The 17,996-nt window shown below is 70.4% G+C and carries 18 protein-coding genes and 4 tRNA genes; 10 read left to right on the top strand and 12 right to left on the bottom strand.

All coding sequences use genetic code 11. The features are described 5' to 3' along the window. Positions 1-281: 281 nt before the first annotated feature. The 4 genes from D0T12_RS18625 to D0T12_RS18610 all read right to left on the bottom strand — a co-directional run bounded on the left by D0T12_RS18625 (position 282) and on the right by D0T12_RS18610 (position 2,843). Positions 282-1,127: an ABC transporter permease gene (locus tag D0T12_RS18625; RefSeq protein WP_117400853.1), complete on the bottom strand. Its 846-nt coding sequence runs from the start codon at positions 1,125-1,127 to the stop codon at positions 282-284. Continuing rightward, positions 1,124-2,053: an ABC transporter ATP-binding protein gene (locus tag D0T12_RS18620; protein ID WP_117401107.1), complete on the bottom strand. Its 930-nt coding sequence runs from the start codon at positions 2,051-2,053 to the stop codon at positions 1,124-1,126. Before D0T12_RS18620 ends, D0T12_RS18625 begins: the two co-directional genes overlap by 4 nt. Before the next feature lie 68 nt (positions 2,054-2,121). Further along, positions 2,122-2,610, bottom strand: a complete 489-nt coding sequence (locus tag D0T12_RS18615; protein WP_117400852.1) for a Clp protease N-terminal domain-containing protein — start codon at positions 2,608-2,610, stop codon at positions 2,122-2,124. Next, positions 2,607-2,843: a hypothetical protein gene (locus tag D0T12_RS18610; protein ID WP_117400851.1), complete on the bottom strand. Its 237-nt coding sequence runs from the start codon at positions 2,841-2,843 to the stop codon at positions 2,607-2,609. Before D0T12_RS18610 ends, D0T12_RS18615 begins: the two co-directional genes overlap by 4 nt. 593 nt (positions 2,844-3,436) lie before the next feature. Here D0T12_RS18610 and D0T12_RS18605 point away from each other — a divergent pair. Continuing rightward, entirely contained in the window at positions 3,437-3,964 is a 528-nt protein-coding gene (locus tag D0T12_RS18605) for an LmbU family transcriptional regulator (RefSeq protein ID WP_233526154.1), read from the top strand. Positions 3,965-4,093: 129 nt separating this feature from the next. On the opposite strand, the gene D0T12_RS18600 is transcribed toward D0T12_RS18605, so the two are convergent. The 3 genes from D0T12_RS18600 to D0T12_RS18590 all read right to left on the bottom strand — a co-directional run bounded on the left by D0T12_RS18600 (position 4,094) and on the right by D0T12_RS18590 (position 4,356). Beyond that, positions 4,094-4,168 (bottom strand) — tRNA-Val (locus D0T12_RS18600). Positions 4,169-4,173: 5 nt separating this feature from the next. Then, positions 4,174-4,244 (bottom strand) — tRNA-Cys (locus tag D0T12_RS18595). A 40-nt stretch (positions 4,245-4,284) separates the two neighbouring features. Then, positions 4,285-4,356, bottom strand: a tRNA-Gly gene (locus tag D0T12_RS18590). 114 nt (positions 4,357-4,470) lie between these two features. Here D0T12_RS18590 and D0T12_RS18585 point away from each other — a divergent pair. The 5 genes from D0T12_RS18585 to D0T12_RS18565 are packed head-to-tail and all read left to right on the top strand — an operon-like array spanning position 4,471 to position 11,001. Then, positions 4,471-5,175: an ArsR/SmtB family transcription factor gene (locus tag D0T12_RS18585; protein WP_117400850.1), complete on the top strand. Its 705-nt coding sequence runs from the start codon at positions 4,471-4,473 to the stop codon at positions 5,173-5,175. Next, entirely contained in the window at positions 5,172-6,191 is a 1,020-nt protein-coding gene (locus tag D0T12_RS18580; protein WP_233526153.1) for a chorismate-binding protein, read from the top strand. Before D0T12_RS18585 ends, D0T12_RS18580 begins: the two co-directional genes overlap by 4 nt. Before the next feature lie 7 nt (positions 6,192-6,198). Next, positions 6,199-6,978, top strand: coding sequence for an aminotransferase class IV (locus D0T12_RS18575; protein WP_117401104.1), 780 nt, complete (start codon positions 6,199-6,201; stop codon positions 6,976-6,978). A gap of 55 nt (positions 6,979-7,033) precedes the next feature. Continuing rightward, entirely contained in the window at positions 7,034-8,242 is a 1,209-nt protein-coding gene (locus D0T12_RS18570; RefSeq protein ID WP_117400849.1) for a CehA/McbA family metallohydrolase, read from the top strand. Further along, on the top strand, positions 8,233-11,001 hold the full coding sequence (locus D0T12_RS18565; protein WP_117400848.1) for a glycoside hydrolase family 38 N-terminal domain-containing protein: 2,769 nt from the start codon (positions 8,233-8,235) through the stop codon (positions 10,999-11,001). The genes D0T12_RS18570 and D0T12_RS18565 overlap by 10 nt, the downstream gene beginning before the upstream one ends. Here the strand turns inward: D0T12_RS18565 and ppgK are convergent. From ppgK to D0T12_RS18550, 3 genes are read right to left on the bottom strand one after another with little or no spacing between them, the layout of a single operon-like run. After that, a complete protein-coding gene (ppgK, locus tag D0T12_RS18560) occupies positions 10,988-11,776 on the bottom strand; it encodes a polyphosphate--glucose phosphotransferase (protein ID WP_117400847.1) in 789 nt (262 codons plus the stop codon). The genes D0T12_RS18565 and ppgK overlap by 14 nt on opposite strands. 29 nt (positions 11,777-11,805) lie before the next feature. Continuing rightward, complete coding sequence (locus D0T12_RS18555; RefSeq protein ID WP_117400846.1) at positions 11,806-12,126, bottom strand: DMT family transporter; 321 nt, start codon at positions 12,124-12,126, stop codon at positions 11,806-11,808. After that, the gene (locus tag D0T12_RS18550) at positions 12,126-12,869 is read right to left on the bottom strand and encodes an SDR family oxidoreductase (protein WP_117400845.1); all 744 of its coding nucleotides are present in this window, start codon (positions 12,867-12,869) and stop codon (positions 12,126-12,128) included. The genes D0T12_RS18555 and D0T12_RS18550 overlap by 1 nt, the downstream gene beginning before the upstream one ends. A gap of 83 nt (positions 12,870-12,952) precedes the next feature. Between D0T12_RS18550 and D0T12_RS18545 the strand changes: the two genes are divergently transcribed. Both D0T12_RS18545 and sthA read left to right on the top strand, forming a co-directional pair. After that, positions 12,953-13,558, top strand: coding sequence for a TetR/AcrR family transcriptional regulator (locus D0T12_RS18545; protein WP_233526152.1), 606 nt, complete (start codon positions 12,953-12,955; stop codon positions 13,556-13,558). Positions 13,559-13,590: 32 nt separating this feature from the next. Beyond that, positions 13,591-14,994 carry a Si-specific NAD(P)(+) transhydrogenase gene (gene sthA / locus D0T12_RS18540; protein WP_117400843.1) on the top strand — a complete coding sequence of 468 codons (1,404 nt, stop codon included), beginning with the start codon at positions 13,591-13,593 and terminating at the stop codon, positions 14,992-14,994. Here sthA and D0T12_RS18535 read toward each other — a convergent pair. After that, positions 14,991-15,398 (bottom strand): SsgA family sporulation/cell division regulator, encoded by a 408-nt coding sequence (locus tag D0T12_RS18535; RefSeq protein WP_117400842.1) that lies wholly within the window; start codon positions 15,396-15,398, stop codon positions 14,991-14,993. The two genes, sthA and D0T12_RS18535, sit on opposite strands and share 4 nt — an antisense overlap. A 239-nt stretch (positions 15,399-15,637) precedes the next feature. Here D0T12_RS18535 and D0T12_RS18530 point away from each other — a divergent pair, with 239 nt between their 5' ends. Then, complete coding sequence (locus tag D0T12_RS18530) at positions 15,638-16,063, top strand: TIGR02611 family protein (RefSeq protein WP_117400841.1); 426 nt, start codon at positions 15,638-15,640, stop codon at positions 16,061-16,063. 59 nt (positions 16,064-16,122) lie between these two features. After that, positions 16,123-16,197: transfer RNA gene (locus D0T12_RS18525), tRNA-Val, on the top strand. Here D0T12_RS18525 and D0T12_RS37405 read toward each other — a convergent pair. After that, positions 16,154-17,965 carry a recombinase family protein gene (locus tag D0T12_RS37405; protein ID WP_407642096.1) on the bottom strand — a complete coding sequence of 604 codons (1,812 nt, stop codon included), beginning with the start codon at positions 17,963-17,965 and terminating at the stop codon, positions 16,154-16,156. The genes D0T12_RS18525 and D0T12_RS37405 overlap by 44 nt on opposite strands. Positions 17,966-17,996 lie beyond the last annotated feature (31 nt).

Raw genomic sequence — 17,996 nt, 5'->3', positions numbered from 1 at the left:
GGGTGGCTTCCCTTGGGCTCGTCGCATGACGGTTTGGAGGGCCTTCGAAACCGCCGTCGTTATCCATCTGATGCTACGTTGAGATCGTTTCGGTGTGCCAGAAAATGGCCGAGAGTGGCCGCCTTTCGGTGTCCGAATGGTGGTGGGGAGGCGATGTCGCGGCGCGGACGAGGGTGTTCTGAGTAATTGTTAACAGGATAAAGGGGATGCCGAATCGCCGCTCCGGGGGACGGGTGGAGCGGCGATTCGAAATCGTGAGGTCGATGGGGGTGCGGCTGCTCCTATCCGACGCGTTGCAGGGCCTTTTCGCGGTACTCGGCGACGCGGGAGCCGGACTCGCGCCGTGCCATCCGGCGCAGCACGATCGGCGCGAGGACCAGGCCGATCGCGGCCCATGCCCCGAGGACCCCGAAGGTCTCCAGGTGGCGCCAGGAGTGGTGGAGTTCGACGGCGGCCATGTCGTCCGGCAACAGCGCCGACCGCATGCCCAGGCCGAGCCAGTAGATCGGGAAGACCTGTGCGATCGCCTGGAGCCAGTCGGGCAGCGACGTGATCGGGTAGAAGATCCCGGAGATCCCGATCAGTGCCATGACCGGTACCGACATCACACCCGCCCCGCGCGGGTTGGAGATCAGTGCGCCGAGCACGGACCCGATCGACTGCGTGGCCACCAGCCCGAGTGCCAGCACCCACGCCAGCGTGAGCCAGGAACCGGCGGTGCCGAGCCTCAACCCGTCGACGATGAAGGCTCCGGGGACGAGCAGGATCATCAGGTACACCAGGATGCATCCCGATGTGGTGACGAGCTTGCCGATGAAGTAGCCGCGGATGCCGTGGGGGAGGGTCTTCGCTCGCAGCAGCGTGCCGTCCTCGCGCTCCACCGTGAGGTACTGGATCACCAGGATCATGCCGAGCGCGATGAACATGCCGAGGACGCTGGGCATGACGAGGGTGCCCAGCTCGAACCCGGTGTCCCGGAACTCCCGGTCGCGGAGGAAGAAGACCGCGACCAGCGTCGCCACCGGCCACAGCAGCTGGTTGATCAGCTCGAAGCCCGCGAACGCCTGGCGGAGTTCGATCAGCCCGCGTCGGGTGCCCGAGCGGATCACCATGACGGAGGGGGTCATCGCGCCGGCTCCTTCACCCCGGCGCCGATGGCCGGATCGTGTGTCGACTCGGCCTTGCGCACGAGCGAGAGGTAGGTGTCCTCCAGCGACGAGGGGCGGACCACCAGGTCGTTGATCGCGTCGCCGTGCGTCTTGAACAGCTCGTGGACGAACCGGGTCGACGCACGCGTCGACCGCACGTACCGCTGGCCGTCCAAGGTCCAGCGCACCTCGTCCTCGCCGACGAACTGCTCGGCGAGTTCACCCGGGGTGCCGTCGGCGACGATCCGTCCCTCATTGAGGATCATGATGCGGTCGGCGAGCTTCTCCGCCTCCGCCAGGTCGTGCGTGGTGAGCATGATCGTGGTCTCGCCCGATGCGGCCAGCCCGAGGATCAGATCGTGGAACGCGCGCCGCGCCTCCGGGTCGAAGCCGGCGGTGGGTTCGTCGAGGAACAGCATCTCGGGGCGTCCGACCACGCCGATCGCCACGTCCAGGCGCCGCCGCTGCCCGCCCGACAGCATCCGGACCTGCTTGTCGCCCTGATCGGTCAGGCCCACATGCTCGATCAGGTCCGCGGTGTCCCACGGGCGCGTGATCTTGTCGGTGGAATAGGCGGCATAGTACGACCCCAGATGCGCCAGCAGCTCCCGCACCCGCCATTTTCCATGATCGCGCCAGGACTGGAGGACGATGCCGATCCGGGCCCGCCACGACTCGTCGCCGTGCGGTGGATCGGCCCCGAGGACCTCGACCCGTCCCCCCGAGCGTCCGCGGAACCCCTCCAGGATCTCGATCGTGGTGGTCTTGCCCGCCCCGTTCGGGCCGAGCAGGGCGAGCACTTCTCCCCGGTGGGCCCGGAACGTCACGTCCTTGAGGACGTCGTTGGTCCCGTAGCGCATGCGCAGGCCGTCCACCTCCAGAGCGATCTCGTCGCTCAGTTTCATCGGCTTGCCTTTCGTGTCGTCGTTCACCCGTCCCAGGGAGGCGACGCGGCTCGGCGGCCACGCGTGCCTTACGCGCTCTCACCAGAGAGCGATCGCCGAGCGCGTTCTTTCAGGGCGGCCGTGTCGACGCCCGCGAGTTCGAGGGTGCGTGGGACGGTGCCGTATCTCAGTTCCAGGACGCCCAGCAGGAGATGTTCCGGGCGCGCGTCGTTCTTGCCGTGGGCCGCCGCCATGCCGCGTTCGAAGACGAGCTTGGCGGACCGGCCCATCCGCGACGGGCGTACGGCCGCCTCGCGCGGCGACAGCAGGGAGCGGTCGGTGACCGAGACGCCGACCGTGCGGAGGCTCTGCTCGAACTCCCGCCGCAGCGCGTCCCGGATCGTCTCGTGGTCGAGCCCCGCCGAGCGCAGAAGCTCCCGGGAGGCGTTCTCCGGTCCCGCGGCGATGGCCAGGAGCAGGTGTTCCGCCTCGATCGTCGCCGATCCCGACCGCTGGGCCTCGCGCGCACCGCCTTCGAGGACCGTGCGGACGTAGGTCTCGAAGGTCCGCCCCTTCACTTCCTTCTCCTTCTCAGCTCGACGCCGTTGGCGATGAGGCGTTTGGCGTGCTTCTTGTGGACCGCCTGCCGAGTGACGCCGAGCGCCTCGGCGACGTCCAGCCAGTTCCAGCCCGCTCGCATGGCCCTCTCCACCGCGACGTCCTCCAGTTGGTCGGCCAGGCGGCGCAGCGCCACCACTGCCGCCAGTTGGTCGGTGGGGTCCTGCGATGCGGGTACCTCGACGCCCGTCATGCAAGCAACGTAGGTTGCCTAGGTCGATGTTGTCAACCGAGGTTGCTTGCCGTGGACGGCTTCGCCTGGTCAGGGCCTGAGTCGCCGGGAATCCGGTACGCCGCCGGCCCGCGCTCGGCGGGGACGGTCGCCCGTCGCTCCGTGAACTATTCATAAAGAACACATGAAATGATCAGTTGTCGCTGTCGCGGTGACTGGTGCATGCTGTGCTCCATGACACCCCTTCAGCGCGGTCTCTCATAAGAACGGGGGCGTGTCCGGTCAGTCGGTGAGCCGACACTTCTTGTTCTTGTGGCGTGGCGAATTCGGACGCGTACGGTCCGGTGGTCTTTGGAGATCGACTGGAAGTATGCCGTCCATTTTCGGCGGGGTGCGTTCCGTGGCCCGCCGCCCGGGGCCGCTGAACGCGCGGCCCGCACATCGATCAGTTTCAGCCGGGGGAGTGGATTATGGACCTCGCACGGATCGAGCTTCCGCAGGGCCGACGGGGCGCCGAGGGGAACGGGAGAAGCGCGGGCCGCCCCACGGGGCCCAGGGAACGGTGGTCCGTCCAGGCCGGACTCGGGGGCGACGCCGGGATCAAAGCGCGCCGCGTGGAACTCGACATGCCGCCGGGGCTCACCTTCGAAGCCTGGCGGCATATCGGGCGCAACCTCAACACGATCACCAACTCGTCTGGTTGGTGGCTAGGCGATTGGCTGGTGTACGGGCAGAACCGCTTTCCCGACCGGTATCGCGTCGTTATCGAGGAGACGTCGCTCGACTATCAGACGTTACGCAACTATGCGTGGGTGGTGCGCCGCTTTCCGGTCTCCCGCAGGCGCGACGGCCTGAGCCTTCAGCATCATGCGGAGACCGCGGCCCTCCCGGAAGACGAACAGGACCGCTGGCTTGAACTCGCGGAAAGGGGAAAATGGTCTACCCGGCGGTTGCGGAAGGAGATCCGCCAAGCGCGGGAACTGCCCGCCGAAACCGCGGAGAAGGACGCCCGGACCAAGGTCATCGTGAGCCTGCACATCGACCGCAAGGACTTATGGACGCAGGCGGCGCAAGCCGCCGAGATGCCGTTGCTCGACTGGATCACCAAGATCCTCGACGAGGCGGCAGTGGCCGGGGAATGACCTGTCACCGCTCCTCGCCACGGAGGACGAGGCGGCGGACGAGGCGGCGGACGAGAACGATCATCGCCCAGGCGGGCTTGAGACCTTGTGTCGACGACACGAACCAGACCCCTGACCTGAGCAGAGGTGTGGTGGGCGATACTGGGATTGAACCAGTGGCCTCTACCGTGTCAAGGTAGCGCTCTCCCACTGAGCTAATCGCCCTTGCGAGGTGGAGACGGGATTCGAACCCGTGTGCACGGCTTTGCAGGCCGCTGCCTTGCCTCTCGGCCACTCCACCAGAAAGAGCCTTCTGGGGTTCAGCCTGAAAGGCCCCACAGAGCGGAAGACGGGATTTGAACCCGCGACCCTCACCTTGGCAAGGTGATGCTCTACCCCTGAGCCACTTCCGCGTGCGCCTCGCGGCGACGTGGAAAACCTTAGCGCGTCCCAGGCCGTTCCCCAAACCGGTTTGTCGGGAGGACGCTTCGACGCTGGTCGAAGGACGGGTCGCCTAGGGTCGGGCCATGGGCTCGGATCTGGTGCTGAACGCGGACTTCGCGCCGGTCGCGGCGCTGCTGGCGGACCGGGGGCGCGCGGCGATGTTGACGGCGTTGCTGGACGGGCGACCGCTCGCGGCGGGGGAGTTGGCGCGGGTGGCGGGGGTCAGCGCGCCGACCGCGAGCGCGCATCTGGCCCGGTTGCTGGACGGCGGTCTCGTCACCGTGGTGAAGCAGGGACGGCACCGGTACTACCGGCTGCGGGGGAGCGAGGTCGCGCAGGTGATCGAGGCCCTGTCGCGGCTCGGCGCGCCGGTGGAGCCGCGGAGCCTGCGGCAGTCGCGGGACGCGCGGCGGCTGCGTGAGGCGCGGACGTGCTACGACCACCTGGCCGGGAGGGCGGGCGTGGCGCTGTTCGCCGCGCTCGTCGACGGCGGGCTCATCGAGGCCGACGGTGACGACGGCTTGGACGTGACGGCGAAGGGCGAGGAGCGGCTGGCGGCGCTGGGCCTGGACGTGGCGGCGTCGCGGCGGGCGCGGCGGACGTTCGCCGGGGCGTGCCTCGACTGGACGGAGCGGCGGCCGCATCTGAGCGGGGCGCTCGGGGCGGCGCTGACGGCGCGGATGATCGACCTCGGCTGGTTCGAACGGGGCACGACGCGCCGGGCGTTGGTCGTGACGCGGGTGGGGTCGGAAGGGCTCGCCGGTTCGTTTGGTTGTGTACTGGTGTGAATTTCGCTTATGCGGGGGGTCTGTTCGCGACGGGCCTCGCCGACGTGACGAGCGACCTGGGCGCGCTGGACTCGCGGGGCTGGTGGGCCGTGGTGGTGACCTACGAGGGGAAGGTCACGTGCGCCCGGTTCGAGAGGGTGCGGCGCGCGCCGCATCCGGGGGGCGCGTGGGTGCGGCCGGGGGAGTGGCGCAGTTCCCTCGACGAGGCCGCGTACGTCGCGGGCGTCGAGAAGATCCGCGACGCGATCGCGGACGGTGTCGTCTACCAGGCCAACCTGTGCCGGGTGCTGTCGGCGGAGCTGCCCGCCGGGGCGACGATCGAGGGGCTCGGCGCGCGGCTCGCCCGGGGGAACCCGGCGCCGCACGCGATGACGGTGAAGGTGCCCGGGTTGGAGGTGGCGTGCGCCTCCCCCGAGCTGTATCTGGCGCGGGACGGCGACGTGGTCGAATCCCGTCCGATCAAGGGGACGGCACGGACCCCGGACGGGTTCCTGCCGAAGGACCACGCCGAGAACGTCATGATCGTCGATCTCGTCCGGAACGATCTGGGCCGGATCGCCGAGGTCGGGTCGGTGGAGGTGCCGGGCCTGTGCGAGGTGGAGGAGCATCCGGGGCTCGTCCATCTGGTGTCGACCGTCCGGGCGCGGCTGGCCGGGGGACACGGCTGGCCCGAGCTGATCGCCGCGACGTTCCCGCCCGGGTCGGTCACGGGAGCCCCGAAGTCGAGCGCGCTGAAGCTGCTCGGGATGCTCGAACCCGTCCCGCGGGGCCCGTACTGTGGGGCCGTCGGCTGGGTGGACGCGGACTCCCGGCGCGGTGGGCTCGCGGTGGGCATCCGGAGTTTCTGGGCGGAGGAGGGCCTGCTCCGGTTCGGCACCGGCGCGGGGATCACCTGGGGGTCCGATCCGCTTCTGGAATGGCGTGAGACCGAGCTGAAGGCGGCTCGGCTTTTGGAGGTGGCGTCCGGTGAGGGAGCAGGCCAGGGTCTGGCTGAACGGGGAGCTCGTCGACCATGAGCGGGCGATGGTGTCGGTGTTCGATCACGGCATGCTCGTCGGCGACGGGATCTTCGAGACGCTGAAGGCGGTGGACGGCGCGCCGTTCGCGCTGACCAGGCACCTGCGACGGCTGGCCCGGTCGGCGGAGGGGCTCGGCCTGCCCGCCCCCGACGAGGAGGCCCTCGCCCACGGGACCCGCGAGGCGCTGGCGGCGGCGCCGCGATGGCCGCTGGCCCGCGTCCGCATCACCTACAGCAGCGGTCCCGGCCCGCTCGGATCGGCGCGCGGCGACGCCGGGCCCACGGTGTCGATCATCGTGGCGCCGCAGAACCCGTTCCCGGCGACGGCGGACGTGACCGTCGTGCCGTGGCCGCGCAACGAACGCGGCGCCCTGTCCGGCCTCAAGACGACGTCGTACGCGGAGAACGTCCTGGCCCTCGCCTACGCGAAGGAACGCGGCGGCGCCGAGGCGATCTTCGGCAACACGGCCGGAAACCTCTGCGAGGGGACGGGCAGCAACATCTTCGTCGTCCTCGACGGGCGGCTCGTCACGCCGCCGCTGTCGTCGGGCTGCCTCGCCGGGGTGACACGCGCACTGACACTGGAGTGGTGCGGCGGCGAGGAGGAGGACGTCGCGCTGGACGACCTGTACCGCGCGGAGGAGGCGTTCCTGACGTCCACGACCCGGGACGTCCAGCCGATCCGCGCCGTCGACGGGACCGTCCTGCCGAACGCGCCGGGTCCGATCACCGCGAAGGCGATGGCGGCGTTCGCGGCCCGTTCCGCCGAGCACATGGACCCTTGACCGGAGCCGTTCCACGTCCTAAACCCGAACCGAGAGCCGAGGACGGGGGACGCGCATGACCGTGCATCGAGGCCGTTGGACCCTGGAGGACCGCCTGGAGCTTGGCCTGCGGGAACTACCCTTCGACGTCCCGCCGGGCACGGCGTCGATCACGGTGGAACTGACCCATGAGGGCGGCGTCCTCGACCTGGGCTGCCACGGGCCGGGCGGGTTCCGCGGCTGGTCCGGTGGGGCGCGCACCCGGTACACGGTGGGCGTGGACCGGGCCACACCCGGCTATCTGGCGGGCGATCTCGAACCGGGCACCTGGCACGTCTGGCTCGGCCTGCACCGGATACCGCCCGAGGGCGTCCCGTACGAGGTCACGATCACCACGTCCGGCTCCCGACCGCCCCGCCCCGACGTCCCGGCGCCGCCGCCCCGGCCGGACCGTCCGCCGCGCCGGAACCTCCCCGCCGCGGACGGCATGCGGTGGCTCGCCGGTGACCTGCACTCCCACACCGTCCACAGCGACGGGACGCTCACCGTCCACGAAGTGGCGTGCCTGGCCGCGTCCCGCGGGCTCGACTTCCTCGCCGTCACCGACCACAACACCGTCAGCCACCATCCCGAGCTGCCCGCCGCCGGGGCCCACGCCGGGATCACGCTGCTGCCCGGTCAGGAGGTCACCACCGACCGCGGCCACGCCAACGTGTTCGGCGCCACCGGCTGGGTCGACTTCCGGCGCCCGAGCGCCGACTGGGCGGCGTTCGCGGACGCCCGCGGCGGGCTGATGTCGATCAACCATCCGCTGAGCGGCGACTGCGCGTGGCGGCACCCGCTGCCGGAGGCGTCCCGGCCGCCGTTCGTCGAGATCTGGCATCCGACCTGGTGGGACCGGCGCTGGGGCGCGCCGCTGGCCTGGGCGGACCTGTGGCGGCCCGCCGGGATCGTCCCGCTCGGCGGCAGCGACTTCCACGACCCGGAGCAGTTCAAGAACCTCGGCGAGCCCGTCACCTGGGTCCTCGCCGAGGACGATGGAACGGAGGCCGTGCTGGCGGCCCTCGCCGCGGGCCGCACGTCGGTCTCCGCCGGGCCGGACGCGCCCGTCCTGCTCCGCGTCGACGGCGAGCTGACGGCGGTCGACGCCGACGGAACCGTGCTGGTCCGGCCGGACGGGCGGCGCGCCGCGATCCGCGGCGACCGCGTCCGGATACCGGCGGACGGACCGGGAATGCATCGCCTGGAGAGCCACGAGAACGAGGTGATCGCGCTGTGCGGGTAGAGACCGTCGCGCCGGAGATCGTCATCGTCCCCCACACCCACTGGGACCGCGAGTGGTACCTGCCGTTCCAGCGGTTCCGGCTCCGGCTCGTGTCGCTGCTCGACGGGGTCGTCGACCGGATGGAGGCCGACCCGCGCTGGCGGTTCACCCTGGACGGCCAGATGGCGGCCGTCGACGACTACCTGGAGATCCGTCCCGAGCGGCGCGACCGGGTGGCGGCGCTGGTCGCGGACGGCCGCCTCGCCGTCGGGCCCTGGCAGATCCTCCACGACGAGTTCCTGTGCTCGGGGGAGAACATCGTCCGGAACCTGGAGCTCGGGATCCGCCGCGCGGACGAACTGGGCGCGGCGATGATGGTCGGCTACCTGCCCGACCAGTTCGGGCACTGCGCGCAGATGCCGCAGATCCTGCGGCTCGCGGGAATCGAGCACGCGTGCGTGTGGCGCGGCGTCCCCGACCGGGTCAGGACGCGGGCGTTCGCGTGGGAGGCGCCGGACGGCACGACCGTCCGCACCCAGTACCTCCCCGAGGGCGGTTACGGCAACGCCGCCTCGATGTTCGAGGAGTTCGGGAACGGAGCGTCCCTGGTGTCCGACCGCGCGGCCGGGTTCGCGGACGCCATGCGCCGCTGGTATCCGGACGGCGGCCCGCTGCTGGCCATGTACGGCGCCGACCACACCGCGCCCGCCGCCGACCTCCCCGACCGGGTCCGCGACGCCGGTTCCGGCATGAGGCTCGACACCCTCGCGGGCTACTTCGCGGCGGAGGACCCGTCCGTGGACGGGCTGCCCCGCGTGCGGGGCGAGCTGCGGTCGCACGCCCGCGCCAACATCCTGCCCGGCGTGATCTCGGCGCGCGTCCGGCTCAAGCAGCTCATGGGACGCGCCGAACGGCTCGTCGAGCGGTACGCCGAGCCGTTGACGGCCCTGTGGTACGCGGGCGACGCGGGGACGTTCCTCGACCTGGCGTGGCGCAGGCTGATCGAGGTGAGCTGCCACGACTCGGTCACCGGCTGCGGCGGCGACGAGACCGCCGAGCAGGTCGCGGCGCGGATGGCGGAGGCCGAGCAGCTCGGCCGCGCCGTCTGCGACCTCGTCACCGCCGAGCGCGCCGCGTCCGTGCCGCTCGGCTCGCACCTGGTGTTCAACCCGACGCCGGCGCCGCGGACCGGCCTGGTCACGGTGGAGGTCCCGGCCGACGGCGAGCCCGGCCTGGTCACAGGTGACGGCCGTGCCGTGCCCGTCCAGACCCTGGAGATCGCGCCGACGGTGCTGGACGACTCCGTGCATCCCGCGTCCGAGCTGCCGATCGTGCTGGAGCGCGTGTACGGGCGGGTGCTGTTCGGGCAGGAGATCCGCGACTGGGCGGTGTCACGGGACGACCGCACGCTCACCTTCCACGTCACGGCCCGCGCCGACGCGCCGTTCGACATCGGCGACGTCCGGGCGGCCCTGATCGGGGCGGAGGGGGAGTGGCGTGTCCGGATCCTGGCGGACCCGCGCCGCACCGTCGCCGCGCTCGTCGACGTGCCGCCGCTCGGCCTCACGACCCTGAGCCCGGTTCCGTCCCCGTCCTCCGACGAAGCGGGTGGCCCCGTCACGGCCCGGGAGAGCGTCCTGGACAACGGCCTGCTGCGCGCCGAGATCCACGCCGACGGCACGCTCGGGCTGCGCACGCCGTCCGGACGCGTCGTCGAGGGCGTCGGACGCGTCGTCGACGGCGGCGACCTCGGCGACACCTACAACCACGCGCCGCCCGCCCACGACCGACTCGTCGGAGACCCGTCGACCGTCCACGTCGAACCCGTGTGGAGCGGGCCGCCCTCCTGTGGGGGGACGACCCCCCACGCCCCCCGGAAGGGCCTTTTGCTCGCCGCGTACGACATCGTCCGGACCTACCGGTGGCCCGTGTCCGGAGACGTCGACGGCGACGCGAGATCGGAGGCCGAGGAGGACGTGACCGTCACGACCCGTGCCGAGCTCCGCGCGGGCGAGCCGTTCCTGCGGTTGCGGGTCACGTTCGACAACCGCTGCGAGGATCACCGGGTCAGGTTCCACCTGTCGCTGCCGCGCACGGCCCGCGCGTCGTTCGCCGAGGGCCAGTTCGCGATCACCGAGCGGGGTCTGACGGCCGAGGGCGGTTTCGGGGAGCGGCCCGTGCCGACGTTCCCCGCGTCCGGGTTCGTCGCCGCCGGGGGCCTGGCCGTCCTGCTGGAGCACGCCACCGAGTACGAGGTCACCGGCGCCGGGCGTGAACTGGCGCTGACCCTCCTGCGCTCGGTCGGCTACCTGTCGCGGGACCGCAACGCCTACCGCGACCAGCCCGCCGGCCCGCAGCTCCCGACCCCGGGCGCCCAGTGCCCCGGCGAGCGGACGGCCGCCTTCGCGGTCCTGCCCTACGACGGGGAACGGCCCGGCGCCGACGTCCTCCGGGCCGCCGAGTCGTACCGCCACGACCTGCTCACCGCCGCCGGGTACGGGCCCGCGACCGCGGCGCCCCCGCCGCCCCGGACCGGGGTCGAGATCTCCGGCGACGGTGTCGTGCTGACCTCGCTCCGGAACCGCGACGGCTGGATCGAGACGCGGCTGGTCGCCCAGACCGCCGAGCCGGTCACGGCGGTGCTGCGGGGCCCGTTCACCGACGCGGTCCGTGTCGGCCTGCGCGGACGGCCGGGGCCGCCGGTCGACGTCCATGACGGCACGGCCACGCTGGCGCTGCGCCCGTGGGAGATCGCGACCGTGCGCCTCAGGCGGACCTGACCCGGGCGTCGGCCCCCGGGCGCGCGGCCGTGTGCCCCGCGGCCGCGGCCATGGCGGCGCCCACGATCCCCGCGTTGTTCACCAGCCGTGCCGGGACGATCTCCGCGCGGACGCCCTCGATCAGCGGCAGGAAGTGCGCGGATTTCCTGCTCACCCCGCCGCCCAGAATGATCAGTGACGGGGAGACCAGCGCCTCCAGATGCCGCAGGTACTCGCTCAGCCGCTTCGCCCACCTCGTCCAGCCGAGCCCCTCCTCCTGGCGGGCCCGGGCGGACGCCCGCTCCTCCGCCTCCCGACCGTTCAGCTCCAGATGCCCGAACTCGGTGTTGGGCACGAGGACGCCGTCCGTGAACAGGGCGCTGCCGATGCCCGTTCCCAGCGTGAGCACCACGACGGTCCCACGGTGGCCGCGTCCCGCGCCGAGCCGCATCTCCGCGATTCCGGCGGCGTCGGCGTCGTTGAGCAGCGTCACCTCCCGCCCGGTCGCGTCCGCGATCATGGACGCCGCGTCCAGCCCGACCCAGCGCTTGGACACGTTCGCCGCCGACAGCGTCACACCGTCGATCACCACGCCCGGATAGGTGACGCCGACCGGGCCGTCCCACCCGAAATGCTCCACGATCTCGGCGAGGACCTTCACCACCGCCTTCGGCTTCGACGGTTGAGGTGTCGGGACCCGGAAGCGTTCCCGGGCGAACGAGCCGTCCGACAGTTCGACCGGCGCGCCCTTGATCCCCGACCCGCCGATGTCGATCCCCAGCATCTTCCTCGCCATGACTTCACTGTGCCCGTTCCGCGCCGGGCCTACGAGTCCTCGACGATTTGCAGACCGACGACGCCGACGAGAATGATCGAGAGGAACAGCACTCGCGCGGGCGACGTGCTCTCGCCGAGCGCGACCATCCCGGCCAGCGCGACGCCGACGGCGCCGAGCCCGACGAAGATCGCGTAGGCCGTGCCGACCGGCAGCGTCCGCAGCGACAGGGACAGCACGACCACGCTGAGCACCGCGACCGAGAGCCCGATGACCGTCGGCCAGAGCCTGGTCAGCCCGTCCGACTCCTTCAGCGCCGTCGCCCACACCAGCTCCATCAGTGAGGCGACGACGAGGAACACCCACGCCATCAGGCCGCGTACCCCCCGTCCACGGCGACCGCCGCTCCCGTCACGTAGTCGCCGCCGGGCCCGGCCAGGTGCGCGACCGTCGCGGCGATCTCCTCCGGGCGACCGTAACGGCCGAGCGCCGTGAAACCGCGCTCGAACTCGGCGTCCGGCGAGTCGGCCGGATTCATCTCGGTGTCGGTCGATCCCGGGTGGACCACGTTCGCCGTGATTCCGCGCGGGCCGAGGTCGCGGGCGAGACCGCGGGTCAGGCCGGTCAGCGCCGACTTGCTCATCGCGTACAGCGTCCAACCCGGGTAGGGGACGCGTTCGGCGAGGCTGCTGCCGATGTTGATGATCCGCCCACCCGGACCGAGGTGCCGGGACGCCGCCTGCGCCGCCACGAAGGCCGCCCGCACATGGACGGCGAGGGTCAGGTCGAGCTCCTCCGCCGTGACGTCCGCCAGCGGCCCGTAGGGCGCGATCCCGGCGTTGTTGACCAGGATGTCGAGCCGTCCGAGTTCCGCCGCGGCCCGGTCGACGGCCCCGGCGACGGCCGCCGGGTCGGCCGCGTCCGCCGCGACCGCCAGGCCGCGCCGTCCGGCCGCCTCGATCCCGCGCACGACCTCGGCGGCCCGGTCCGGGGCACGCACATAGGTCACCGCGACGTCGGCGCCGTCCCGGGCCAGCCGCAGCGCGATCGCGGCGCCGATGCCGCGCCCGCCGCCCGTGACCAGGGCCACCCGTCCCGCGAGGGCCTCGCCCATTGCATCCTCCTTAAATGGAAACATCTCCGCTTAGAGGTTAACCGGAGGATTCTCCGGATACAACTCCGATACGCTGCCGTACCGTGCGGAGAGGAACCGAGATGCACGTCGTGGGCAACCCGCCCGCCGAACGCGCCGACGCGGCGGCCAACCGGCGCCGCATCCTCCGCGCGGCCGCCGACCTGCTCGCCAGCGGCGGCCCCGAGGCCGTCACCATGGACGAGGTCGCCCGCGCCGCCGGGGTCGGCGTCGGCACCGTCTACCGCCGCTTCGGCGACCGCGCCCGCCTCGTCCACGCCCTGATCGACGACCTGGAGCGCGACTTCCAGGCCGCGTTCATCCACGGCCCGCCGCCGCTCGGCCCCGGCGCGCCCCCGGCCGACCGCCTCCGCGCCTTCCTGCACGGTCTCGCCGACCGCACCGACGCCCAGGCCGACCTGCTGTTCATGGCCGAATCCGGCCCCGCCGACGCCCGATTCAGGGAAGGCTCCTACGCGCTCTACAACCGGCACGTGGCGATGCTCCTCGGCCCCGGCGACGACACCGAGTACCTCGCCGACGCGCTCCTGGCCCCGTTCGCCGCCAACCTGTTCATCCACCAGCGCCGCACCCGCGGCCTGTCCCTCGACCGCGTCAAGGCCGGTCTGGACGCACTGATCGAAGGCCTCATCCTCACCCGAGGCCTTTAACGGGACGCCCACCGCCCGCCAGACTGGAGAACGTGAACGACTACGATCTCCTCGTCCTCGGCTCGGGCCCCGGCGGGCAGCGCGCCGCCATCGCCGCCGCGAAACTGGGCCGCAAGGTCGGCATCGTCGACCGCCGCGACATGATCGGCGGTGTCTGCATCAACACCGGGACGATCCCGTCCAAGACCCTCCGCGAGGCCGTCCTGTACCTCACCGGCCTCAACCAGCGCGAACTCTACGGCCAGAGCTACCGGGTCAAGGACGACATCACGGTCGCCGACCTCGGAATGCGGACCCAGCACGTCATCGGCCGGGAGACCGACGTCGTCCGCAGCCAACTCGCCCGCAACCGCGTCACCGTCCTGCCCGGCCACGGCCGGTTCCTGGAACCGAACACCATCGGGATCAGCAGCCCCGGCGACCGCGAACAGAAGGTCACCGCCGACCGCGTCGTCATCGCCACCGGCACCCGCCCCGCCCGCCCCGACACCGTCGCCTTCGACGACCGGACGATCATCGACTCCGACGGCATCATCAACATGGAACGCATCCCGGAGACCATGGTCGTCGTCGGCGCCGGAGTGATCGGCATCGAGTACGCCTCCATGTTCGCCGCCCTCGGCACCAAGGTCACCGTCGTCGAACGCCGCGAACGCATGCTCGACTTCTGCGACCTGGAGATCGTCGAGGCGCTCAAGTACCACCTGCGCGACCTGGCCGTCACGTTCCGGTTCCGGGAGAGCGTCGCGTCCGTCGAGCGGATGCCACAGGGAGCGATCACTGTCCTGGAGAGCGGCAAGCGCATCCCCGCCGACACCGTCATGTACTCCGCCGGACGGCACGGCATGACCGACGAACTCGGCCTGGACGCCGCCGGCCTCACCGCCGACCACCGCGGCCGGATCAAGGTCGACGAGAACTACCGCACCGACGTCCCGCACATCTACGCCGTCGGCGACGTGATCGGCTTCCCGTCCCTCGCGGCCACGTCCATGGAACAGGGCCGTCTCGCCGCCCACCACGCCTGCGGGGAGCCCGTCTCGGAGATCCACGAGACCCAGCCCATCGGCATCTACACCATCCCCGAGATCAGCTTCGTCGGCCGCACCGAGGACGCCCTCACCGAGGAGAAGATCCCCTTCGAGGTGGGCGTGTCCCGCTACCGCGAACTGGCCCGCGGCCAGATCATCGGCGACTCCTACGGAATGCTGAAACTCCTCGTCTCACCCGACGACCGGCGCCTGCTCGGCGTCCACGTCTTCGGCACCGGCGCCACCGAACTCGTCCACATCGGCCAGACCGTCATGGGCTGCGGAGGAACCGTCGACTACCTGGTCAACGCCGTCTTCAACTACCCAACCTTGGCCGAGTCCTACAAAGTCGCAGCCCTAGACGCCATGAACAAAATGCGCCACATCGCACGCTTGTCGTCCTAGGACGGCCAGAGCAGATTCTCCAACTCCGCGTCGATGTCGATGAACTCGCTCTCCTCGCCCGCCGGGACGGCCTGGTACGTCCGGTGCAGGAAATCGGCCAGCGGCGACAACGGCACGTCGAACAGCGCGTCCCCGAACGGAGACGACAACGCGATGTGCAGCGTGCCGTCATCGGATCCCGGCCAGACCTCGACGTCCCCGTCCCCGACCCGCCGCACGATACCGACCGTGAGGAGCTCCCTCGCGAAGATCCACTCCACCGGCTCGTCATCGCCCACGAAGAAGGCCATCCGGATCGCGTACGGGTCGTCGGCCGCGTACTCCAACCCGGCGAGCAGGGGAACGGTCGTGCGGTCGGGGACGACGAGTCGAAGGCCCAGCTGCGCTGAGACGGTGGTGTTCATAGGCCCAATCCCTCTGACGTCGATCCCGCGTTCGGGGCTCCCCGGTGAGTGCTTCCCCTTCTCACCGACATCCCCGCGAACTATGACGCCTAACTGCCTGATCTCCTCCGAACATTCCACCGACCCGGTCTTCTGTGACCCATATCACCGCCCTGACCTGCGCAAAGACGGATCTTCCACCCCCCGCCCCCACCCACGGAGCGCGCCTCCTGACCGCCGACCTGCCGTAGAGTAAAGCCGTGGCAATCAAGAACGAAGAGGCGGCCCCGCCGACCGCGCCGCGCCGCGTCCACCGGTTCCGGGCACGCATCCGCCGCAACAGGCTCCTCAACACCGTCTGGCGCCTCGGCGTCTTCGTCGTCGGCACCACCGTCATGCTCGGCGGCCTCGTCATGATGGTCACCCCCGGCCCCGGCCTCCTCGGCATCATCGTCGGCCTCGCCATCCTCGCCACCGAGTTCGCCTGGGCCCAACGCGCCCTCCACCGCGCCAGAGCCGCCGCCGACCGCGCCAAGGAAAAAGCCCTCGACCCCCGCACCCGCCGCCGCAACCTCATCCTCGGCGCCCTCGCCACCGCCCTCGCGGCCGGCGCCATCACCGCCTACCTGGCCATCTACGGCTTCGTCGTCCCCTGGGCCATCGACGACCCCACCTTCTGGACCTGACCGCCCCCGATAACGATGCTCACCCCACCCCGGACATGCGCTAGAGTTTGCGACGTCCAGGGCGATTAGCTCAGTGGGAGAGCGCTTCGTTCACACCGAAGAGGCCACTGGTTCGAACCCAGTATCGCCCACCACACCCGTCCTACTGGAACCCTTGGCCTTCCAAAGGCCACCCAGTAGCACGCCAAGCGAGTCCGAGACAGCACCTTCCTCCGCCAGGAGGAAGGTGCTTCTTTCGTTCCGGGGTTCCTCCAGCCCCACACCGCCGTCCCCTGCGGGCAGCGCCACGTCCTCCGAGGTTGTCTGCGAGCTGCTGCCTACTTCCGTCACCTGCGCCTGCTGCAAGGCATGCAGCTCCGCGAACGGCTCCTTGAGGCGGTGGGCCACGGTCAGTTCCCCGTCGGCCTCCTCCTCGACGTACAGCCCCTCAAACAGCGCTTGGTTCAGCATTCGCCGCTGCTCGTCGTTGCAACGCAGGTAGAGCGCCTGCGGATCTTGCAGCAGCCCCAAGCACACCTCGATGAGCCGTGCCGCATCGCCAAGCTCCTCGGTCGCCTGCCCCAGCCGGCCCTTGAGGCGATCCCGCTGCCGGGCGATCCCGTGCAGCTTGCTGCGGATCTTGGCCTGCGGCAGGCTCCCATCCGCCGCCAGGTCGATGAGGTTCTCCTCCCGCACGTCCAGCTCCCGCAGTTGCTTGCTGAGCTGCTCATGCAGCAGCCGTGCCGAGGCTTCCTCACTGTCGATGACCTCCGCCAGGTGCGCCCGCACGTCAGAGATGAACGCCTCGTTGAACCCCACCGTCCCGTAGTGCTCCTCGATCGCCCCCTCCACCCGGCTCACGTTCAGATACGGCAGCTCACAGACATGGTCATACCGCCCCGTACAGAAGAAGTAGCGGTAGACGTTGCCGTAGCGATTCTTCGCGTTCTGGAGGATCAGGCGCCGTCTGGTGCCGCTGTGGTCCTGGCAGGCCCCACAGAACAGCGACCCCTTGAGGTAGTGGTGGTGCACCCGGCGTCGTTCGTCGGCCACGCTGCGCGAGTTGATGGTCTCCTGCACCCGCTCGAACAGCTCCTCCTCGATGAGCGCCTCATGCCGCCCCCGGTACTTCTCACCCTGGTAGGTAATCCACCCCAGGTAGTACTCATCCCGCAGCAGGTCGGACAATTTGCTCAGCGAGATCTGCCGTTCCGGGTACTTGGCGCTGCGCGGCATGCGCAGGCCCCGCTCGTAGAGTTCGTCACACAGGTCTGCCAGCGTCCATTCGCCCGTGGCGTACAGCTCGAAGGCCAGCCGGATGAGCGGCCCCCGCACCAGGTCAATAATGACCGTCCGCACCTGCCGGTCTTCAATACGCTCGATGGTGTTGAGGTAGCCGATGGGCGCCCGGGAGATCGTCCCCCCGCTCTTGGCCTTCTGTCCCATCTTGTAGCGAACGTCCTCCCCATTCTGGTTTGAGGAGTACTCGTTAATAACCGCCAACATCCCATGCAGCATCCGCCCCGTCGGGGTGTCATCGATATTCTTCTCGACCGCCGAGATGAGCTTGACCCCCAGCTTCTCCAAAGTGGCCACCATGATGGCGTCGTCCAGCCGGTTCCGGGCGAACCGGCTGAGCATGTAGACGATGACATACCGCACGTTGGGGTGCTCCCGCAGGTAGGTGATCATCTGCTGGAACTCGACGCGTTGGTCGATGGACTTGGCGCTACGGCCCGGGTCGATGAACTCGGCTGCCTTGGCAGAGCCCAACTCTTGTCCACGTTCGTGCACCTTTTCCCGCTGTGCTGGGATGGATATGCCCTCCGGGTTGTAGTCGGTGTTGACCTGTCCCTTCGAGGAGACCCGCAGGTAGGCGACGTAGTCGTTGCCGGTGATGCGTTCCAGTGCTTTTTGCTTCATGACGATCCTCCTTTTCCATTACTTTCATATT

Origin of the sequence: Actinomadura spongiicola (genome assembly GCF_003432485.1) — a bacterium.
GTDB lineage: Bacteria > Actinomycetota > Actinomycetes > Streptosporangiales > Streptosporangiaceae > Spirillospora > Spirillospora spongiicola.
Note: the sequence above shows the minus strand (reverse complement) of the source record. Positions and strands in the feature narration are given on the sequence as shown.

Bases quoted from the DNA above. Each gene is read 5' to 3' on its own strand.
- D0T12_RS37405 (WP_407642096.1), bottom strand. From the start codon at position 17,965: ATGAAGCAAAAAGCACTGGAACGCATCACCGGCAACGACTACGTCGCC.
- D0T12_RS18570 (WP_117400849.1), top strand. From the start codon at position 7,034: ATGACCGTGCATCGAGGCCGTTGGACCCTGGAGGACCGCCTGGAGCTT.
- D0T12_RS18585 (WP_117400850.1), top strand. From the start codon at position 4,471: ATGGGCTCGGATCTGGTGCTGAACGCGGACTTCGCGCCGGTCGCGGCG.
- D0T12_RS18535 (WP_117400842.1), bottom strand. From the start codon at position 15,398: ATGAACACCACCGTCTCAGCGCAGCTGGGCCTTCGACTCGTCGTCCCC.
- D0T12_RS18620 (WP_117401107.1), bottom strand. From the start codon at position 2,053: ATGAAACTGAGCGACGAGATCGCTCTGGAGGTGGACGGCCTGCGCATG.
- D0T12_RS18550 (WP_117400845.1), bottom strand. From the start codon at position 12,869: ATGGGCGAGGCCCTCGCGGGACGGGTGGCCCTGGTCACGGGCGGCGGG.
- ppgK (WP_117400847.1), bottom strand. From the start codon at position 11,776: ATGGCGAGGAAGATGCTGGGGATCGACATCGGCGGGTCGGGGATCAAG.
- D0T12_RS18625 (WP_117400853.1), bottom strand. From the start codon at position 1,127: ATGACCCCCTCCGTCATGGTGATCCGCTCGGGCACCCGACGCGGGCTG.
- D0T12_RS18575 (WP_117401104.1), top strand. From the start codon at position 6,199: ATGGTGTCGGTGTTCGATCACGGCATGCTCGTCGGCGACGGGATCTTC.
- D0T12_RS18555 (WP_117400846.1), bottom strand. From the start codon at position 12,126: ATGGCGTGGGTGTTCCTCGTCGTCGCCTCACTGATGGAGCTGGTGTGG.
- D0T12_RS18610 (WP_117400851.1), bottom strand. From the start codon at position 2,843: ATGACGGGCGTCGAGGTACCCGCATCGCAGGACCCCACCGACCAACTG.